16 protein-coding genes are annotated in these 19,711 nt (G+C 35.0%); 10 read left to right on the top strand and 6 right to left on the bottom strand.

The features are described 5' to 3' along the window. Positions 1 to 52: 52 nt before the first annotated feature. Genes GCL57_RS05050 through GCL57_RS05060 form a run of 3 tightly spaced genes read left to right on the top strand, consistent with a single transcriptional unit; the run spans position 53 to position 2,790 of the window. The gene (locus GCL57_RS05050) at positions 53 to 1,300 is read left to right on the top strand and encodes a pseudouridine synthase (RefSeq protein ID WP_152212192.1); all 1,248 of its coding nucleotides are present in this window, start codon (positions 53 to 55) and stop codon (positions 1,298 to 1,300) included. A 5-nt stretch (positions 1,301 to 1,305) separates the two neighbouring features. Next, a complete protein-coding gene (locus GCL57_RS05055; RefSeq protein WP_152212193.1) occupies positions 1,306 to 1,761 on the top strand; it encodes an NfeD family protein in 456 nt (151 codons plus the stop codon). 15 nt (positions 1,762 to 1,776) lie between these two features. Then, a complete protein-coding gene (locus tag GCL57_RS05060) occupies positions 1,777 to 2,790 on the top strand; it encodes an SPFH domain-containing protein (RefSeq protein ID WP_152212194.1) in 1,014 nt (337 codons plus the stop codon). A 34-nt stretch (positions 2,791 to 2,824) separates the two neighbouring features. On the opposite strand, the gene GCL57_RS05065 is transcribed toward GCL57_RS05060, so the two are convergent. From GCL57_RS05065 to GCL57_RS05085, 5 genes are all read right to left on the bottom strand, one after another. Beyond that, positions 2,825 to 4,318, bottom strand: coding sequence for a HAMP domain-containing methyl-accepting chemotaxis protein (locus GCL57_RS05065; RefSeq protein ID WP_152212195.1), 1,494 nt, complete (start codon positions 4,316 to 4,318; stop codon positions 2,825 to 2,827). 11 nt (positions 4,319 to 4,329) lie between these two features. Further along, positions 4,330 to 5,823, bottom strand: coding sequence for a HAMP domain-containing methyl-accepting chemotaxis protein (locus tag GCL57_RS05070; protein ID WP_152212196.1), 1,494 nt, complete (start codon positions 5,821 to 5,823; stop codon positions 4,330 to 4,332). Positions 5,824 to 5,858: 35 nt separating this feature from the next. Beyond that, the gene (locus tag GCL57_RS05075) at positions 5,859 to 7,373 is read right to left on the bottom strand and encodes a HAMP domain-containing methyl-accepting chemotaxis protein (RefSeq protein ID WP_161597606.1); all 1,515 of its coding nucleotides are present in this window, start codon (positions 7,371 to 7,373) and stop codon (positions 5,859 to 5,861) included. A gap of 94 nt (positions 7,374 to 7,467) precedes the next feature. Continuing rightward, positions 7,468 to 8,970, bottom strand: coding sequence for a methyl-accepting chemotaxis protein (locus GCL57_RS05080; RefSeq protein WP_152212198.1), 1,503 nt, complete (start codon positions 8,968 to 8,970; stop codon positions 7,468 to 7,470). A gap of 85 nt (positions 8,971 to 9,055) precedes the next feature. After that, the gene (locus GCL57_RS05085) at positions 9,056 to 10,549 is read right to left on the bottom strand and encodes a HAMP domain-containing methyl-accepting chemotaxis protein (protein WP_152212199.1); all 1,494 of its coding nucleotides are present in this window, start codon (positions 10,547 to 10,549) and stop codon (positions 9,056 to 9,058) included. 167 nt (positions 10,550 to 10,716) lie between these two features. Between GCL57_RS05085 and GCL57_RS05090 the strand changes: the two genes are divergently transcribed. The 7 genes from GCL57_RS05090 (at position 10,717) to GCL57_RS05120 (ending at position 19,164) form a co-directional block, all read left to right on the top strand. After that, the gene (locus tag GCL57_RS05090; RefSeq protein WP_152212200.1) at positions 10,717 to 11,874 is read left to right on the top strand and encodes an acyl-CoA dehydrogenase; all 1,158 of its coding nucleotides are present in this window, start codon (positions 10,717 to 10,719) and stop codon (positions 11,872 to 11,874) included. A gap of 40 nt (positions 11,875 to 11,914) precedes the next feature. Beyond that, entirely contained in the window at positions 11,915 to 12,349 is a 435-nt protein-coding gene (yajC, locus tag GCL57_RS14895) for a preprotein translocase subunit YajC (RefSeq protein ID WP_211363222.1), read from the top strand. A gap of 103 nt (positions 12,350 to 12,452) precedes the next feature. Beyond that, positions 12,453 to 14,243 (top strand): protein translocase subunit SecD, encoded by a 1,791-nt coding sequence (gene secD / locus GCL57_RS05100; protein ID WP_152212201.1) that lies wholly within the window; start codon positions 12,453 to 12,455, stop codon positions 14,241 to 14,243. Between the two features lie 17 nt (positions 14,244 to 14,260). Beyond that, a complete protein-coding gene (gene secF, locus GCL57_RS05105; protein ID WP_152212202.1) occupies positions 14,261 to 15,316 on the top strand; it encodes a protein translocase subunit SecF in 1,056 nt (351 codons plus the stop codon). Then, positions 15,317 to 17,134: a single-stranded-DNA-specific exonuclease RecJ gene (gene recJ, locus GCL57_RS05110; RefSeq protein WP_152212203.1), complete on the top strand. Its 1,818-nt coding sequence runs from the start codon at positions 15,317 to 15,319 to the stop codon at positions 17,132 to 17,134. Between the two features lie 62 nt (positions 17,135 to 17,196). Continuing rightward, the gene (locus tag GCL57_RS05115; RefSeq protein ID WP_152212204.1) at positions 17,197 to 18,336 is read left to right on the top strand and encodes a hypothetical protein; all 1,140 of its coding nucleotides are present in this window, start codon (positions 17,197 to 17,199) and stop codon (positions 18,334 to 18,336) included. A 270-nt stretch (positions 18,337 to 18,606) separates the two neighbouring features. Next, positions 18,607 to 19,164: a Panacea domain-containing protein gene (locus GCL57_RS05120; protein WP_161597607.1), complete on the top strand. Its 558-nt coding sequence runs from the start codon at positions 18,607 to 18,609 to the stop codon at positions 19,162 to 19,164. Between the two features lie 107 nt (positions 19,165 to 19,271). Here the strand turns inward: GCL57_RS05120 and GCL57_RS05125 are convergent, their stop codons facing one another. Next, complete coding sequence (locus GCL57_RS05125) at positions 19,272 to 19,700, bottom strand: hypothetical protein (RefSeq protein ID WP_152212206.1); 429 nt, start codon at positions 19,698 to 19,700, stop codon at positions 19,272 to 19,274. Between the last annotated feature and the right edge of the window lie 11 nt (positions 19,701 to 19,711).

Consider the following 19,711-nt stretch of genomic DNA (forward strand, 5'->3'; position numbering starts at 1 on the left):
CGTCTGGTTATGCAAGTTCTGTTTTTTTTTATCATGTTGGGAAACATTATTTATGAGTAAAGATCAAAAAAACGAATTGATCAGATTGAATGTATTATTGCAAGAGTTAGGCGCTGCTTCAAGACGTAAAGCCGATGAACTTATTGAAGCTGGAAAAGTAAAAGTAAATGGAAAAGTAATAAAGAAACTTGGTATAAAAGTTGAAAGTGGCTCTGCAATTTCTGTTGATGGAAAGTTACTTAAAAACGCTCCTCCTAAAGTAACATATATTTTAAATAAACCATTTATGACAATCACCAGCAGAAAAGACGAAAAAGAAAGACCAACTATTTTTGATTTACCCGATCTCAAAAAACTTTCATTAAATGTCCAATCTGTGGGACGACTTGATTATCGCAGCGAAGGTTTGCTTGTTTTAACGAACGATGGCGATTTAGCTCTTGCTCTTTCGCATCCAAAATATTCGGTCGAAAAAACTTATGCTGTTTTATTATCTGGTCCAGTCAATATTGAAGATGCTGAAAAATTAAAAAAGGGAATAGAACTTGAAGATGGCCCTGCAAAAGCACTTTCGGTAAAAATTGGTAACAAAGAAACTTTAGGGAACAGTGTTGGTCAGTGGTTAGAGCTTGTTGTGACTGAAGGTCGCAATCGTCTCGTACGTCGTATGATGGAAGCTTTAGGGCTGAGTGTTGTAAGACTTGTTCGTGTTGCTATTGGTGATCTTCGTTTACCAGGAAAACTTGAGCCAGGGAAAATGAGACAAATCACCGAACAAGAAGGCAAATATTTGGGCGAAATTAAACTCGAAATGTTGAGTGAAAATAAAAAGAATAAAAAGCCTTCTGTTACCTTACCTAAGGAAATTCTTGATGCCCGCAAACTCAAACGTAAAATGAAATTGAATGATGCGGATTATGCTCGTGAAGCAGAACGTCGCGATATGCGTTCAAGTCAAGTTATAAGAGCTCGCAAACAAAAAGAAAATGATCTCAAAAAAGAAAAAAGAAACTCGTGGAACAGCGAAGAAAAGCCAACTGAAGAAAAGAATGGATCACGCTCTTCTTATCGGACGGAACAACGCCAAGAGAAAAATGTTCAAGAAAAAAAATCTTATCGTGATGAAAGTAAAGATAATAAAGCACAAGATCGTAAAAAAAGCGATGGAAATTCTTTTCGTAACAAAAAAGATTCTCGTTCAGAAAAGATAACTGAAAAACCCAAAAAGAGATTTGAACGTGTTACCGAAAAAGAATCTAAAAAAGCAAATACCAAAAAGTCAAACTCTAAAAAGAGGTAATTTCTATGAACTTTGAATTATATTGGTTTTATTTCTTAATTGGAATTATTTTTATATTAATTGAAGTTTTTACACTCACATTTTATTTCTTGCCCATTGCTTTGGCTGCGCTATTAACAGGTTTTTTTGCAATATTTTTCGATAATATTTATATACACGGAAGTGTTTTTGTATTATCTAGTATAATGTTGTTGTTTTTAATTTCTAAATGGCGAAAATCACGCTTTCTAAAGCCGAAGGATAGTCATTTTATCGTTGGTCTTGTTGGCCAAATGGGACTTGTTGTCGAAGAATTTAAGTCACAACAAAATACAGGAAAAGTTAAAATATTTTCTGATATTTGGGAAATTTACTGGGATTCACACCATGAAAAAATAATTGTAGAATTAAAAGTGGGTGATCGCGTTAAAGTTACTTCTGTTCAAGGTAACAAAGTTATCGTTGAAAAATTAAAAATTTAAAATAGGGGTTAAGCTATGGTTGAAATTATCGTTTTATTAGCAGTTGTCTTTCTTGTTATCTTTATATTCTCTAAATATGTAATCGTTATTAGGCAACAAGAATGTATAATTGTTGAACGTTTGGGTAAGTTCCACGCTGTATTAAATTCTGGTCTTAATGTCCTTATCCCTTTTGTCGATCAATCCCGAGCTATTCTCTGGAGTCGCAATGGTATGATTACAAATGTCGATCGCATTGACATGCGTGAAGTTGTTATCGATATTCCTGCGCAACAGGTTATTACCAAAGACAACGTTGGAATTAATGTGGATGCAATTATTTACGTACAAATTACCGATGTAAAACGCGCAGCCTATGAAATTCAAGCATTGCCAATTGCAGTTGCACAACTCACTCAAACAACACTCAGAAGCTTAGTGGGTGAAATGGATCTCGACCACACCTTAAGCAGTCGTGATGTTATAAATTCACGTCTTAAAATAGTCCTTGACGAAGCTACTGACAAATGGGGTCTTAAAGTCAATCGGGTTGAACTTAAAAATGTGACTCCTCCACCTGAAGTGCAAAATGCCATGGAAAAACAAATGCAAGCCGAACGTGAAAGACGTGCAAATGTTCTTACAGCTGAAGGTTCAAAGCAAAGCCAAATTTTAAATGCAGAAGGCGAAAAGCGTGCTCGTATTGAACACTCTGAAGGCGAAAAACAAGAAAAAATCAACCAAGCTCTTGGAGATCAAGAAGCAACTGTGGCTCGTGCTTTAGGTCAGGCTAAAGCAATTGAGTCAGTCGCAGCGGCGCAAGCAAAATCTATTGAGTTAATTAAAGGAGCCTTTGGTGGTCCAGAAGTAGCAGCAAATTATTTAGTTGCAATGGAGTATTTAAAACGCTTTGGTGAGATGACTCAAAAAAATACAGATAAAATATTTATTCCTTACGAAGCAACTGCTGTTCTATCTTCTTTAGGCTCAATTGGAGAAATTATGAAGAAAGTAACAGGCGACGATAAATTAAATTTACCTAGAAAATAAATTTTTAATAATTATTTATTAATAAAATACTCTCTTAAGCTCTTGAACCCATAATAAGAACTTCGATGTTTTTTGCAGTTTCATCAAGTTTATCGCTTTGCTTAATAAGCTGAATAGATGATTCTGTTGTCGTGTTCACTGCACTTAAGCAACTTTGAGTTGCTCTATCAATTTGATCCATTGCGGTAGAAATCTGCCGCACTCCAATTTCTTGTTCATGAGTGGCATCGGATATTTGTTGAATAACTGCTGTCATATTAATAATATCTTCTGAAATTTTAATAAAAGACTCTTGAGCTTCATTTGTTACTTTTTTACCGTCAGTGACTCTTGAAATTGTTAAATCAAGAATATGATTTACTTCTCCTTGGCTTTTCCGAATGAGTTGCTGTATTTCTTTTGCAGATTTTCCACTAACTTTTGCAAGTTTACCTACTTCATCTGCGACCACAGCAAAACCTTTACCATGTTCACCTGCACGTGCTGATTCTATTGATGCGTTTAAAGATAATAATTCAGTTTTATTTACAATGTCATTAATAACTTTTGTCTTTGTATTTATCTCAGCAATAATATCTGCAATATTTTGCAATTGACTGTTCGATTCTTGAATTGTGTCCATTGCTGAGACAAGACGTTGAATGGTTTTTTGTGCTCCTTCTGCTTTTTCGGCAGCGCCTTTAGCGACTTCATTTGAATGTCTTGCATTTTCAGAAGTTCTATTAACCATACTTGTAATTTCATTAACAGCGGCCGTTGTTTGATGAACTGCAGCTGCTTGTCCATTTGCAGCATCAGAAAGCGATGCAGCTCCATTTTTGAGTTCAGATGCTATTTTACCTGTAACAACACTTTGATCTTTTAATTTTAAAACGGCAACTGAGATAGCACGAGTGGATTTTTGAATGAGTCTGAAAATAATAAATGCAATAAGTAAACAAGCAACAATAATACAGCTCATTGTTATACTTGTAATAAAAGTTAAGTTAGCTCCTTTATCGGTTGAACTTAAAGCAATATTGTAATCAGTTTTAATAATTCTTGCAAAACTTTCAACCATTTTATTAAGCAGACCATCACCTTGATCAAACATCAACTTGAGAGCTTCTTTATTATTTCCTTGATTGCTGAGTTCAATAAATTTTTCAGATATTATTTTATATTTAGCATAGTCTTCTTCAAATTCTTTGAATTGTTTTACTTCTGTAGGATCTTCTACATACTTTCTATAAACATTAATAATACTAGATACTTTCTCGTAGTTTTTGAATAAAGTTTTTTTATTCAATTCTTTAAATTTTGCTTCTTCTGACGCCAGTGTGCGCAATTCATTTCTTCTTAATAGACCAAGAGCAGTTTGAATTTCATATGCATAGTGAAAGCTTGGAAGATTATCCTCGCCTGTATTATTCGCATACTCTTGAGTTTTACCTATCATAAAAATTGAAAATGAAGCGGAGCCAAATATTATAAGTACAAGGCATACGACTGAAATATAGAGTTTAAATGCAAGGCTTTTTTTAGCCATTTTAATACCCTTTACGCAACGCTTCCTTTGACAAGCAGCTCAATGTCTTTTGCTGTTAAATCAAGGTTATCGCTTTGTTCGACCAGTTTATTTGAAGACTCCGCGGCACTTGTGCTGGCGGCCTGACTGTTTTGTGTTGCTTTGTCAATTTGAGTCATCGCAGAGGCAATTTGCCGCACACCAATTTCTTGTTCACGAGTGGCCTCTGAAATTTGGTGAATGACATTTGTCATATTGGTGATGTCGTCTGAAATTTGTAAAAAGGACTCTTTAGCTTCTGTTGTTACTTTTTTGCCTTCAGCAACGCGTCCTTTTGTGACATCGAGAATTTGATTCACTTGTTCTAGGCTTTTATTAATAAGTTCTTGTATTTCACTTGCAGATTGTCCGCTAATTTTAGCTAAAGTACCAACTTCTTCAGCCACCACAGCAAAGCCTTTGCCGTACTCACCGGCACGAGCTGATTCAATAGAAGCATTTAAGGAAAGAAGTTCGGTCTTTGCTACGATATCGTTAATAACCGCTGTTTTTGTATGAATTTGTCCAATAATCACTGATATATTTTGTAATTGTACGTTAGATTCTTGTATTGTTTCCATTGCTTTAACCAGACGTTTCATTGTGGCTTGTCCTTCTTCAGCTTTTTCAGAAGCTGCTTTTGCCACGATGGTAGATTGGGTTGCATTTTCAGTGGTTCTGTTTACCATACTTGTTATTTCATTTATGGCAGCACTGGTTTCGTGAATTGAAGCGGCTTGATCGGTAATTGAAGTTGCTAAAGAATTTGAACTGTTTTTTAAAGTTACAGCAATTTTATTAGTTGAGACACTTTGCATTTTTAAATTTTCAATTCCAGAGGCTACAGATCCCATAGAGTTTTTAATTATAAGTATAATAACAAGTGCAATGATAGTTGTGATAATTAATATTATAATCATAGTAATTGTTGTAATATTTGTTAAATTGGCTCCTAATTTTGTTGAATTAACTGCACCCTTATAGTTTATTTCAACAAGTTTTTCAAGTTCTTCTTCCATACCAACAAGGAGGGGATCCGTTTGATCTCGAATAATATTAAGAGCTTCTTTTGTCTTTCCATTTTTACCTAATTCCACTACTTTTCCATTTAAAGCCTTAAATTTATACCAATTTTCTTGAAGTCTTGTATAAGACTTTCGCTCTCTCTCAGATGTAATAAAAGCAGCATATTCACTGCCTAGTTTTTCTATTTCATCCGTTTCACTTTTCCATTTATCAATGAAAAATTTTCTATTTTGTTCACTTTGAGCAAGCATTATTCTTAAAGTACTTTGCCGCATTAATGTAAGATCTTCTAAATAATCATGAGCAATACGAACGCTTGGAAGCCAAAATCTTTTGGTTTCTGCAGCATATCCTTGTGTCTTATTAATCATAAAGACTGTATAGGCTGCTGAGACAAGTACAATAAAGAGTATAGTAATAACCGAAGTATATAATTTGTAGGATAAACTCTTTTTATTCATCACTCATCCCTAAGTAAGAATTATTTAATTATTAATTAATGCGAAACAGGTGATGCTTTGCCATTAATTAAAATTTCAATATCTCTTGCTGTTGCATCTAGTTTGTTACTTTGCTCAACTAAATTATTTGATGACTCAGACGTTGTGTTAACAGACACTTGGCTATTTTGAGTGGCTCTGTCAATTTGTGACATAGCGGTTGAAATTTGTCTCACACCAATTTCTTGCTCACGGGTTGCTTCTGAAATCTGTTGAATGACATTTGACATATTAGAAATATCTTCAGATATATGCAGGAAAGACTCCTGTGCTTCGGTTGTGACACGTTTACCATCAGCCACTCGTTCTTTTGTAATATTTAATATTTGGTTCACTTGTTCTTGGCTTGCTGTAATAAGTTCTTGAATTTCGTGAGCAGACTTTCCACTTATTTTAGCTAAGTTGCCAACTTCTTCAGCCACCACAGCAAAGCCTTTGCCATATTCACCGGCACGTGCTGACTCAATAGAAGCATTTAAGGAAAGCAGTTCTGTTTTTGAAACGATGTCATTAATGACAGCGGTTTTTGTGTTAATTTGATTGATAATTCCAGCAATATTTTGCAGTTGAGCATTAGACTCTTGAATGGTTTCCATGGCTTGAACAAGGCGTTTCATGGTTGACTGACCTTCTTCTGCCTTGTCTGACGCACTTTTTGCTACATTTGTTGATTCTTTGGCGTTTTCTGCAGTTCTATTCACCATACTAGTTATTTCGTTAATAGCAGCACTGGTTTCATGAATAGAAGCGGCTTGCTCTGCAACCGAATCTGATAGTGACTGTGAACCTGCTTTTAAATCTCCAGCAATTTTGCTGGTCGAAACACTTTGTGTTTTTAAATTATTCACAGCACTGGAAATTGAACCCGTAGACTTTCTTATTATTGTAAAAATGACTAATGAAACAAGAATAGAAGCAATGACAATGCTTGCCATTGTAATATTTGTAATAGCAGTTAAAGAATTCCCTTTGGTTGAAGAAAGAACCCCATTTTCATAATTATATTTAGTGAGTTTATCAATTGCAGTGCTAACAAGCAATGCGGCTCCTTTAGTATTTTTCTGGTAATGCTCAAGCCCTAAAATAGGTTTTTGCTTAACTAAAGTTAAGTCTTGTTCAACAAAATCGGAATATATTTTCCATGCTTTTTCGACTTCATCAAGAATTGCTTTTTCATCTGGTCCTGAAACCAAGTTTTTTTTATGATTTTCTAGTAGATTTTCAAAGTTCTTTTTCCATGTGGTTAAATTTTCAAAATCTGTTTTTATGCCCTCTGTTTTGTTACCTAAATATGATGCTATAACAAGCACTTCGCGGCGAGAATAGCGAGTCATTTCGTTGCTCAAATTTGCAGTCGAATTAACGCTTGGGAACCAGTTATTCGCCACATCATCGGCATAGCCTTGGGTTTTATTGTTCATTAAAATGCTATAGACTGCACAAGTCAAAATAAAGATAAGTAAAATTAAAAAAGATGTATTGAGTTTAAAGGCTAAGCTTTTATTCTCCATAAGACTGAACTCCATTCTCGCATTTACAGAATTTCACTTCTTAGGAGTTTTATCGGTGGTAAAAAAATTTTCTAAAGAAGGTCTTAAATTAATTTTAAGACGCTTTGCCATTAATTAAAATTTCTATACTTTTTGCTGTTGCATCTAGTTTGTTACTTTGTTCAACTAAATTATTTGACGATTCAGATGTTGTGTTAACAGACACTTGGCTATTTTGAGTTGCCCTGTCAATTTGTGACATAGCGGTTGAAATTTGTCTCACTCCAATTTCTTGCTCACGGGTCGCTTCTGAAATCTGTTGAATGACATTTGACATATTAGAAATATCTTCAGAAATATGCAGAAAAGACTCTTGAGCTTCGGTTGTGACACGTTTACCTTCAGCCACTCGTTCTTTTGTAATATTTAATATTTGGTTTACTTGTTCTTGGCTTGTCGTAATAAGTTCTTGAATTTCGTGGGCAGACTTTCCACTTATTTTAGCTAAGTTTCCTACTTCTTCAGCCACCACAGCAAACCCTTTGCCATATTCACCGGCACGGGCGGACTCAATAGAGGCGTTTAAGGAAAGCAATTCTGTTTTAGAAACAATATCATTGATAACAGCAGTTTTTGTGTTAATTTGATTGATAATAACCGCAATGTTTTGCAATTGAGCATTAGATTCTTGAATGGTTTCCATGGCTTGAACTAAGCGTTTCATGGTTGACTGTCCTTCTTCTGCCTTGTCCGATGCACTTTTTGCCACATTTGTCGATTCTTTTGCGTTTTCTGCAGTTCTATTCACCATACTTGTTATTTCGTTAATAGCAGCACTGGTTTCATGAATAGAAGCCGCTTGTTCTGCAACCGAGTCCGCAAGTGACTGGGAACCTGTTTTTAAAGCTCCCGCAATTTTACTGGTCGAAACACTTTGCTCTTTTAAATTATTAACAGCATTTGAAATTGAACCCGTAGATTTTTTTATTATTGTAAAAATACCTAAAGAAACAAGAATCGAAGCAATAACTATGCTTGTCATTGTAATATTTGTAATAGCAGTTAAAGAATTCCCTTTGGTTGAAGAAAGAACCCCATTTTCATAATTATATTTAGTGAGTTTATCAATTGCAGTGCTAACAAGCAATGCTGCTCCTTTAGTATTTTTCTGGTAATGCTCAAGCCCTAAAATAGGTTTTTGCTTAACTAAAGCTAAATCCTGTTCAACAAAATCGGTATATATTTTCCATGCTTTTTCGACATCATCAAGAATTGTTTTTTCATCTGGTCCTGAAACCAAGTTTTTATTGTGATTTTCAAGTAGCTTTTCGAAGTTTTTTTTCCATGTGGCTAGATCATCAAAATCTGTTTTTACGCTTTCTGTTCTGTTACCTAAAAATGATGCTATAACTAGTACTTCGCGGCGAGAATAGCGAGTCATTTCGTTGCTCAAATTTGCAGTCGAATTCACGCTTGGAAACCAATTGTTTGCAACGTCATCGGCATAACCTTGGGTTTTATTGTTCATTAAAATACTATAGACTGCGCAGGTTAAAATAAATAATAGCAATACTAAAAAAGATAAGTTAAGTTTAAAGGCGAGGCTTTTTTTTTCCATAGGATTAAACTCCACTTTTAATTCTAAAATATATTTATCTATTGTTTTAAATCTGCGCTCTATATAAAGATTATTTAAATTTAAATTAAGAGGTTTTTCCCATAATCAAAATTTCAATATCTTTAGCAGTTATGTCGAGTTTATCACTTTGTTCGACAAGTTGTTTGGAGGAGTCTGCGGTGGTGTTGACAGCCATTTGACTGTTTTGTGTCGCTTTATCAATTTGATTCATTGCAGTTGAAATTTGGCGAACGCCTATCTCTTGTTCATGTGTAGCATCTGAAATCTGTTGAATGACTCCTGACATAATATTTATATCTTCTGCAATATTCTGAAAGGAACTTTGGGCTTCTTCGCTAACAGTTTTACCTTCATTCACTCTATTTTTAGTGATTTCAAGAATTTTATTCACTTCTTCTTGGCTTTTTGAAATGAGAGCTTGAATTTCATGGGCAGATTTTCCACTTATTTTAGCTAAATTTCCAACTTCTTCGGCCACCACAGCAAAACCTTTGCCATATTCACCGGCACGGGCAGACTCAATGGATGCATTTAAAGATAACAGCTCTGTCTTTGTTACAATGTCATTTATAACTGCTGTTTTGGTATTTATTTGGTTTATAATAACAGCAATGTTTTGCAGTTGACTGTTAGACTCTTGAATGGTTTCCATAGCTTGGACGAGGCGATGCATGGTCTTTTGGCCTGCTTCTGCTTTGTCTGAAGTTGTTTTAGCTACGCTTGTTGACTCCTTTGCATTTTCAGCAGTTCTATTCACCATACTTGTAATTTCGTTAATGGCTGCTGTGGTTTCATGAACAGAAGCCGCTTGTTCTCCTACAGAGTCGTTTAAGGCGCCAGCACCTTTTTTTAAATTATTTGCAATTTCACTTGTAGCAATGCTTTGCTTTTTTAAATTAACCACAGCATTTGCAATAGATTGTGTTGAGTTAATAATAAGTTTAAATATTGCAGCGGCTACCAGCAATCCAGAAATGATAATAATCATCATGGTTGTTTTGGTGAGGGTCGTTAAATAATTACCTTGTTTCGTTGAATTGATTCCGCCTTTGTAATTATAGTCTGATAATTTATTAAGAGCTTTTTCGGTAGAATAGACGACAGGTTTTCCTACAATATTTAAATTTTCAAATGCTTTTTTTTCTTCTCCTGCTTTAATAAATTCAACTGTTTTTTCGTTAATTATAAGATATTCTTGCAGGTTTTTTTCAACTTCTTGGAATTCTTTTTTTTCTGTTGAATCATTGATAAGGGATTGATAATTTTTTATCCAATCTTTTATTTTTTCTCTAAACTCTTCTATTTCTTTTAAGTATTTTACTTTTTCATTGGCATCTTTTTCTAATAATGCTCTTAATTCTCTTCTTGAGAGGTTTGCAAATATGATATTCGCTGCACTTATTGAATTGAGACTTGGTAACCAATTTGAGCCTGTATTATCCGCATACTTTTGTGATCTTTCAATCATTATTATTGTATAAATCGAGGAGCATAATATAAAGAGCAATAGAATTGATATAGAAATATTTAATTTAAATGCGAGGCTTTTCTTTTCCATAAACCCACTCCGTCAGAAATAAGACGCTTTCTGTAAAGAGAGTTCGGTTTAATAAATGCTAAAAATGAGTGCATTTATGAGTTATTGCGCTTTTCTTCGGACGGATGTATTTAAAAACCTGAGCCTTTAAATTTTTTGTAACCAATTTTGTACCTTGGAGTGTGGGAATGAAACAATTAGGTCTGCTGCCTTTGACCGTTCTAAACGACGAAGAGACACTTTTTTTTAGTTCTGTACAAGATTTTGCCAAAAAGGAAATTCAACCACATGTTTCTCATATGGATGAAACCGAAACTTTAAATCCTAAAATAATTGAAAAAATCTTTGAAATGGGGCTTATGGCAATTGAAGTTCCCGAAAAGTATGGTGGTTCGGGTGGGTCGTTTTTTCAAGCGATTTTAGCTATTCAAGGTATTGCTCAAGTTGATCCCAGTGTGAGCGTATTTGTAGATGTGCAAAATACTTTAGTGGAAAATGCTCTCTTGAAATGGGGTTCTGAACACATCAAATCTACTTATTTTCCACAAATGGCAAAAAAGAAAGTCGGGTCATACTGTTTAACAGAGGCACACAGTGGTTCCGATGCTTTTGCTTTAAAGACAAGAGCCGTTGATAAAGGTTCGCATTATGAAATAAGTGGGAAAAAAATTTTTATTACCAATGCAAAAGAAGCAAGTTTATTTCTTGTATTTGCAAATATAAATCCTGATCTTGGTTACAAAGGTATCACTGCATTTTTTGTTGAAAAAGAAATGGAAGGTGTTTCTTTAGGTCGTAAGGAAACAAAACTTGGTATAAGAGCAAGTAGCACTTGTGAAGTTATTTTTGAAAACGTTAAAGTACCAAAAGAAAATATAGTTGGTGAAGTTGGTAAAGGTTATAAAATATCAATTGAGACTTTAAATGAGGGGCGCATTGGTATTGCAGCGCAAATGTTAGGACTTGCAGAAGGTGCTTTGGCTGGAGCAAAGATGTATGCACAGCAACGGGAGCAGTTTGGTAAACCCCTTTCTTCGTTTCAGGGAATTCAATTTCAACTTGCAGAAATGGCGACCCGTATTGAAGCCGCGCGTCTTATGGTGTATAATGCTGCTCGTTTGAAAGATGCAGGAAAAAGTTTTGTCAAAGAGGCAGCAATGGCAAAGCATTTTACCAGTTCGGTTGCAGAATTTGTTTCCAGTTTATCTCTCGAAATTTATGGTGGATATGGTTTTGTTAAAGATTTTCCAGCAGAAAAATTTTATCGAGATGCTAAAATTGGTAAAATATACGAAGGTACAACGAACATGCAGTTGCAAACTATTTCAAAGATGATACTAGATTAAACGTGTTGTTTTTTTAGTTTTAATTGGAGTGCATCTATCAATGAATATAAAATCTCTTTCTATGTCTTTAAGCTCAATCATTGCGACAACTTTTATTGCGGGTCAGGCTCTTGCACAAGACGCATCCACTGCTGTCGCAACGGCTCCCCAACAAATTCCGGCAGGAGCGGCTGCTGCAGCACAACCCTCTGGTTCTGGGTGGCTTAACTTTGCTCTTATTGGCGGTATGATTCTTTTTATGTGGCTCTTTGTTTTTCGCCCGCAGTCTAAACGTGCTAAAGAGCAAAAAGAATTTTTGGCTTCTTTAACTGCAGGTTCTGAAGTTATTACTGCTGGTGGAATTATTGGCACAGTTGTAGAAGTGAAAGAAAATATTGTTTCACTCAATGTGGGCAGTTCCACTGTGCGCGTTCTCAAAAGTTCAATCTCTGGAAGACTTGATTCCGCTTCCACTGTCGCTGTACCAGCAAAGTAAGAGTCGGTTTTGCATCTTAAATAAGAAAACCGCCCGCTCTAATAGGGTGGGCGGTTTTTTCTTTTATAAAGCTTTTTTTAATTGATAGACATTGGGTGAACTTATGCAGAACAAAAGCTCCATGCCACCAATGTGGTGGACTAAGAGTGTCATAATTCTTTGTGCACTTGTATTTGGCATTATTTATACTCTTCCAACATTTTTAGGAAATCCTTCTGATTGGCAGAGAGATTCCAAAGGTGTCCCAACTCAGTGGTATGAAAGGGTGGCAGAGAATCTTCTGCCAAACTCTCGTATTAATTTAGGACTCGATTTAAAAGGTGGGTTATCATTAACTCTCAATGTTGAAGTTGAAAAAGCAATTCAAGACTCCATTCATCGTTCCATAACTTTGGCAAAAGATTTAGTTTCAACTGAAGGAATTAAAATCACTTCTTTTAAAGTTAACCCCGACTTTTCGGCAACTGTTGAACTTGAAGATGCAAATAAAGCACAGCAAGTGCAAAAAAGAATTCAAGAGCAAACTCTCCTCGTATTATTCGATAAAATAGTTGATAAAACTCTTTATTTCCAAGTAAATCGCTCTTATATATCTGACTACGAAAAGCAACTTATGCAGCAGGCTATCAATACAATTCGCAATCGTATTGACCAATTTGGGGTGGCTGAGCCCAATATTTTTCAAGCGGGCAGCACACGTATTATGGTAGAATTACCAGGCATGTCTGACACACAAAGAGCAAAAGAGCTTTTAGGTAACACAGCTCAGCTTGATTTTCGTCTCGTGCTCAACAGCATTCCGCAGGCTCAGTTGCCAACATTGTTAAATGAGGCTCGTCAAGCGCTTAAAATTACAAATGATGACAATCAACCCGCAACAATTGAGACTTTGTCGCAGTGGTTACGTGACAAAAATAAATTACCAAAAAATACAACCATTATTCTACATCGGGTGACTTCTCCTTCTGCACAATCAATTAAAACTATTTCAACTCTTCCTTATTTAGTAGAATCTCATGCTAAATTAACAGGAGATTTAATTGAAGATGCTCAAGCACAACAGTCTACAGAAAATTATATTCCTCAATATGTTGTTTCTTTAAAATTTAAACCGCAAGGTGCAAAGCTTTTTGGGGATATTACAACTCAAGCATTTCAACCTAATAATGCACCACATCAAGTTGCAATTATTCTTGATGGCAACGTGCAAAGTGCACCTGTAGTAAATGCGCCTATCACCACAGGCAGTGCGCAGATCACTATGGGCAGCAGTACAAATTTAGTTGATCAAATGAAGCAAGCTCAAGATTTATCTTTAGTTTTAAGAGCTGGTGCGCTTCCAGCATCTGTAAAAGTTGTTGAAGAAAGACAAATCGGACCAAGTGAAGGTGCACAAAATATTCATGCAGGTTTTGTTTCTACAATTATTGCTGGAGTATTAGTTGTCGTTGTTATGCTTATCATTTACGGAATGTCAGGTTTTGTTGCAAATATTGCAATGCTCTTTAACGTTCTTCTTATTTTAGCATTTATGGCATTATTTGGAGCAACTCTCACTTTACCAGGTATAGCAGGAATTGTCTTAACAATGGCAATTGCAGTGGATGGCAACGTTGTTATCAACGAACGCATTCGCGAAGAAATTCGTTCAGGCTTTTCACAAAAACAAGCTTTTTACAAAGGTTATAACACAAGTTTTCGTACTTTAATCGATGCGCATATTACTTCTGCAGTTGCAGGAATTGTGCTTATCATTTATGGAAATCCAACTGTAAAAGGCTTTGCTGTTACTTTATTGTGCGGTATTATTTGTACTTTATTCACTTCTTATTACGTAACCGAAGTAATTGGCCAATGGTTGGTTGAAAAAACTAAAGTAAAAAGATTTGGCTAAAAAAGAGGAAAACGATTATGGCTTTCAAAATTGGAAATATTCAAGTTTTCCCACATAATTATTTTTTCGACTTCATGAAATGGCGTAAAGTAACAGTTGGAATATCTGTCGTACTTGTTGCTATTTCATTATTTATTGTCGGAATAAAAGGCTTGAATTACAGTATTGACTTTTTGGGTGGTGCCGAAATCCAAGTCAATGTTTTAAATAAATCTTTAACCCGTGAACAATTACATGAAGCCGTAGCAAAAGCGGGTGTAAATCATGCAGAAATTACAACTTATGGGTCTCTTGCTGCGCGTAAAGACAATTCCGAAGCATATGTTATTCGTATGCAACGTGAAAAAGGGCAAGATGAAAATGCAACGACAAATCGTGCTGATAATCTTGTGAATATTCTTAAATCCGAATTTGGAACCAATAAAATTCAAATTGCATCTATTACTAATATTTCTGGAAAAGTTGGAAAAGAAGACGAATACAAAGGTTACATGGCTTTGTTACTTTCTTGTATTGGAATTCTTATTTATATTGCTTTCCGTTTTGACTCCCGCTTTGCACCAGGGGCTGTTTTATGTCTTGTCCACAATGTTATTATTGCGCTGGGTGTAATGACTTTATTTGGTCGACCTTTCACGACGGTTTCTATTGCAGCATTTTTAACCATTGTTGGTTATTCTATCAATGATACCGTGATTGTTTACGATCGTATACGCGAAACCCGTATGCTCCAACCTAAAATGGCCATGATTGATGTTGTAAATCGTAGTATTAGTCAAACTATGAACCGTACTATTTTAACTTCAACAACCGGTATTTTAGCTCTACTTGTGCTTTCTGTTTTAGGTGGAGGTTCCATTGAAGACTTTGCTATTACCATGCTTGTGGGTGTTGTCGTTGGTACTTATTCTTCAATTTATGTCGCAGCTCCTTTAACATTGATGATGGATACTTACTTCAATAAACTAGGTTGGAAGAAAAAAGACAATAAAGAATTAGCAAAAGAAGTGCGTCCAAAAGATTTTGCACCTCCAATAAATGTTAGAAAAAAAGTTCCTCAGGAAAAAAAATAAATGGATTTAGAAACGATTTCTCAAAGTAAATTGACTTCTCATCATTTTCTTTTAAATAAAGAAAATATATGTACTACAGGTCGCTTTGCTTGGAAATTAAGAAAAATATTTGCTGAAAATGGTAAACAAATAGATAATTATATTTTCGAAAAAAAATTATCATTGCTTGAAGGTAAGAATATAGAAGAGGGAGTTTCTCCACTTTCTTTGTTACCTGAACCTTGGGCATTAAAAGACATTCGTAAAGCTACGGAACGTATTTTATTAGCCATAAAAAATGGCGAAAAAATAACCATTTTTGGCGACTATGATGTCGATGGCACAACTTCTTGTGCCATGTTAAAACATTTTTTTTCTGATTTAAATTATCCAGTAGATATTTATATTCCTGACCGTTTGCTCGAAGGTTATGGATTAAATAAAATAGGTTTACAAAAAATTTCGGATAATGGATGCAAACTTGTTATCACAGTGGACAATGGCATTGCAGCGGTGGATGCTTGCGCGCATGCTTTATCTCTCGGTGTTGATGTTATTATTACCGATCATCATGATATTCCTCCTACTCTCCCAAAAGCTTTTGCAATATTAAATCCCAAACAAGCAGACTGTTTATTTCCTTATCGTATGCTTGCAGGCGTAGGTGTCGCATTTTATCTTATGGTTTCTATACGCTCTCTTATGCGTGAACAAGGATTATCCTGCCCAGTTAATTTAAAAAATTATTTGGACTACGTTGCTCTTGGTACAATTGCCGATATGGCTCCTTTGACGGGCGTGAATCACACGCTTTGTAAGGTTGGTCTCGAAGTTTTGACCCAAAATTTACAAGATGGCAAACGCAACGGATTATATCATTTATTAAAATGTGCTGGTTGGAACGAAAATGCAAAGGTTGATTCGGCTGATGTGGGATTCAAAATAGGACCACGTCTCAATGCTGCGGGTCGACTTGGTAATGCTCTCAATAGCGTGGACATACTTTATTCTAATGAAGATCAAAATATTTTAGAAATGGCGCAATTTCTCCATTCTGAAAATGCTGAAAGACAGACCCTCGAAAAAGCGTTTACACAAGAGGCTCTTGCACAAGTTGCTTCTCTTAAAGAGCTTCCTGAAGCATTGGTTCTTCACAAAGAAGATTGGCACCCTGGGGTTGTGGGACTTGTTGCGACTCGTGTGCTCGATAAATTCTATCGTCCTGTTTTGGTTTTTGGGACACTTGATGGCAAACTAAAAGGGAGTGGTCGATCGACGCATTCCTTCGATCTCTTCTCTGTGTTGAATGAAGTCAGGCATGAGTTTATTTCATTTGGCGGGCATTTTCACGCTGTTGGGCTAACGCTTGCACCTGAAAAATTATCTTGGTTAAGAGATTATCTTGCAAAAAAAGCAGGTGAGATCATACTAGCCAATGACAAAATTCCTCCTTTACACGTTGACGGTATTTTGTCACTAGAATGTCTAAGTTCTAATTTTTTGCGAAAATTAGAACAGTTTGAACCCTATGGAGTTGAAAATCCTCGCACGCGTTGGCTTGTTGGGCCAGCAAATGTAAAGCATGTTAAACGCATAGGAAAAGATATTTCACAGGGTCACGCAAAGGTCTTGCTGCTTGAAAATGGGCAAAATGTTTGGGTAACAGCATTTGGAATGGCAGATATTTTTGAAGAGTTTTTAGCAACCGGCGTTGATATACAACTTGTGGTTGAAGCCAAGCTAGGCAACTGGAATGGTAAGACCTTACCCGAGATTAGGGTTATTGACTATGCTCCTGTTATTTACTCGAGTGAGTCGACTCTCCCATTTTCATTTTGATTATTAAGGGTATAGTTGTATAAAATATTTCTTCTTTCTTATTAAATTGAGTGGACTTGCTTATGCTCCAGTCGCAACGAAATGATCCAGAACCATGGTATGTTCGGAAAAAAAAAGTAAATACAACACAACAGACCAGTCGTGTTCAAAAAAATACGCCCGAAAATATTATTGAAAAAGCTATACATGTTAAACAAGGTGTTTCTTTAGTCGCACCATTTTTCTTTTCTTTGCTTTTTGCAATTGCTTCGGGCGTTTTTTTTGCATTTTGTTTTTTAGCAGAAGTGCATGGTTTAAAACTTTTTATCTATGTTGGCGGAGGAATTCTCTCGCTTATTTTCTCTACATTTTTCTTATTTTATAAAATAGGTGCTATTTGTTCTTATCTGTCACCTAAAAATGATGGAATGAATTTAGTTGCGCTTGGAATAAAATATTTTCAAGGAAATGTTCATCCCGATGAACCTCGTAAAGGTATTCCTGCACCCGAAATGGCTCTTTATCAATTTATTCAGCAAGTGCGTGCTTATGCCATGGAAAAATCATTTTTAAAACAAAAACAGGAACGTGCACCCGATCCTTTTTCTTCATTGAATGGTGCCGATCCAAATTCTTTACTAAAAAGACGTTGGAATGACGTGGTTGACAGTCTCAATGAATTTGAAATTTATTTAGCCAATGATCCTAAAGGGATTATTGAAAAACTTATTGTTAAATCCCCGCCACAAAACATGGATGTTTCACAAATATTTAGAGACGTTGCCGAGACTTTTGACACGACTTGGCGTCGTAAAGGAATTAATATTGAGCAAGCCATTGTTACGCCTTTAAAAGCAAGCACCAACGAAGCTGTGTTGCGTCGACTCCTCGTGGGACCTTGGCGCAGTTCCGTATATTTTGCACGCCGTGGCAATGGTGTTGTTTTTTCTGCTAAAAGCATTGAAGGCAAAATCAGTGCACGCTGGGAGTGCGAAGGCATGGCTTTCCCCGAAGAATTTTTTGACCTTATGCGCAATTCTGAATTGAGTGTGAATGAACGCATTGAACAAGGTATGTTGCTGATCGCCCCTGATCCTAATAGTCCTAATACTTTATTTGCTCTTATTAGCTTTGTCACTTGGATTGACCTTGCAACCGCAGCTGGCTGTGATTATGAAATTAAACAGGGAACTGAAGGTATGGTCATTGAATTGAGATTGTAAGGTATTTAATTTATGTTAGTATTTTGTTATATTTATTTATAAATAAGTTATTAATTATATGAGTTTAATAAGGTGATCTAAACTAAGAATTAAATTTGTCGAAAGAAACTATTTGAGTTATGAAACTAATAAAAAGTATAGTATAGTTGTAAAAAACATGCTTATATTTGACTATGAGGAGTTTGCAAAAGAGTAGGTGATTAAAAAAATACCAAATTAGTTTATGAAATTATAAAAAAATATGAAAATAATTATAAAAATGATCTTACTTTGCTTAAATTTCAAAAACTTGCTTATTATTGTTTTGGAGCTGCTTTAGCATATGATTTAGATAATGAGGTAAATGGAATCGAATTTGAAGCTTGGAAATATGGCCCAGTAAATCGAAAAGTTTATGATTTATTTAAAAATCCAAATGACCCATATTATAAAATTGACTCAACACACCATGTTTTTAATGATGGCAATGAGAAAAGTAAAATATTTTCAAAGCAATTAATTGAATTGATCTCTGCTATAGTTGATATTTACGGCAGACTGTCGCCAAGAAGTCTTGTTAATGAAACGCATGAAGAGAAGATAGAGGATCAAGATAATCCTTGGAAGAAAACATATCATAGCGAAAAAGAACATAATTTAATTGATAATATGCTTATTAAGCATTTTTTTAAGAAAAAATTTAATAATGAAGAACAAAAAACTTTTCTTCCTTTAGGCTTGTTTGATTATAATAGTTTTTTATTAGATAATATTCCAATTGTTGCTTTTAAAGATATTTTTGAGGTTGCACATTATCTTAATCAAGAAATAAATATGTTAAAACTGTAGTAAAATTATTTCTTGCATTGATGAAGACTCAGTTTTAAACTTTTTATTTTAAAAAAAATATGAAAAATATAGTGGAAATATAATTGCAGATATTTGCGAATTGAATTTTATTTGATTCGCAAATATTTTCCGCAACTTCTATTTGAGTTCCTGCATAATGTCATTTCATTTTCGTTTAATGTTACTTTAAAAGTTAAATCATAATTCAAATGGTCATATTTGACTTGAATATTAAAAACCTCATTACTTCCTTCATGCCAAGAATTTAATATCTTATAAGTGCCGCTTGTCATGTTTTCTGAATAACCTGTTTTGGTTGTACAACTCATATCAGTGTAATACACAAGGTATCCTTCTATTTTATTTCCATTGCTAAATTTGTAATTATAGGTTCCTTGTAAAATACTATCTGCATAAGGACTGCAGTGCGTTCCGCTCCAATCGCTATTTTCAAAGGTATTTTGTTTTACTAATTGAGAAAAAGCAGAATGCGCACTTAATAAAGATAAAAGAGTAATTGTAAAAAAAGTTTTCATAGCAACCTCTA

Origin of the sequence: Fluviispira multicolorata, from assembly GCF_009208585.1 — a bacterium.
GTDB classification, from domain to species: domain Bacteria; phylum Bdellovibrionota_B; class Oligoflexia; order Silvanigrellales; family Silvanigrellaceae; genus Silvanigrella; species Silvanigrella multicolorata.

What these genes read in the sequence shown, in the direction of transcription:
- GCL57_RS05050 (WP_152212192.1), top strand. Translation starts at nt 53, where the DNA reads ATGAGTAAAGATCAAAAAAACGAATTGATCAGATTGAATGTATTATTG.
- GCL57_RS05055 (WP_152212193.1), top strand. Translation starts at nt 1,306, where the DNA reads ATGAACTTTGAATTATATTGGTTTTATTTCTTAATTGGAATTATTTTT.
- GCL57_RS05060 (WP_152212194.1), top strand. Translation starts at nt 1,777, where the DNA reads ATGGTTGAAATTATCGTTTTATTAGCAGTTGTCTTTCTTGTTATCTTT.
- GCL57_RS05065 (WP_152212195.1), bottom strand. Translation starts at nt 4,318, where the DNA reads ATGGCTAAAAAAAGCCTTGCATTTAAACTCTATATTTCAGTCGTATGC.
- GCL57_RS05070 (WP_152212196.1), bottom strand. Translation starts at nt 5,823, where the DNA reads ATGAATAAAAAGAGTTTATCCTACAAATTATATACTTCGGTTATTACT.
- GCL57_RS05075 (WP_161597606.1), bottom strand. Translation starts at nt 7,373, where the DNA reads ATGGAGAATAAAAGCTTAGCCTTTAAACTCAATACATCTTTTTTAATT.
- GCL57_RS05080 (WP_152212198.1), bottom strand. Translation starts at nt 8,970, where the DNA reads ATGGAAAAAAAAAGCCTCGCCTTTAAACTTAACTTATCTTTTTTAGTA.
- GCL57_RS05085 (WP_152212199.1), bottom strand. Translation starts at nt 10,549, where the DNA reads ATGGAAAAGAAAAGCCTCGCATTTAAATTAAATATTTCTATATCAATT.
- GCL57_RS05090 (WP_152212200.1), top strand. Translation starts at nt 10,717, where the DNA reads ATGAAACAATTAGGTCTGCTGCCTTTGACCGTTCTAAACGACGAAGAG.
- yajC (WP_211363222.1), top strand. Translation starts at nt 11,915, where the DNA reads ATGAATATAAAATCTCTTTCTATGTCTTTAAGCTCAATCATTGCGACA.
- secD (WP_152212201.1), top strand. Translation starts at nt 12,453, where the DNA reads ATGCAGAACAAAAGCTCCATGCCACCAATGTGGTGGACTAAGAGTGTC.
- secF (WP_152212202.1), top strand. Translation starts at nt 14,261, where the DNA reads ATGGCTTTCAAAATTGGAAATATTCAAGTTTTCCCACATAATTATTTT.
- recJ (WP_152212203.1), top strand. Translation starts at nt 15,317, where the DNA reads ATGGATTTAGAAACGATTTCTCAAAGTAAATTGACTTCTCATCATTTT.
- GCL57_RS05115 (WP_152212204.1), top strand. Translation starts at nt 17,197, where the DNA reads ATGCTCCAGTCGCAACGAAATGATCCAGAACCATGGTATGTTCGGAAA.
- GCL57_RS05125 (WP_152212206.1), bottom strand. Translation starts at nt 19,700, where the DNA reads ATGAAAACTTTTTTTACAATTACTCTTTTATCTTTATTAAGTGCGCAT.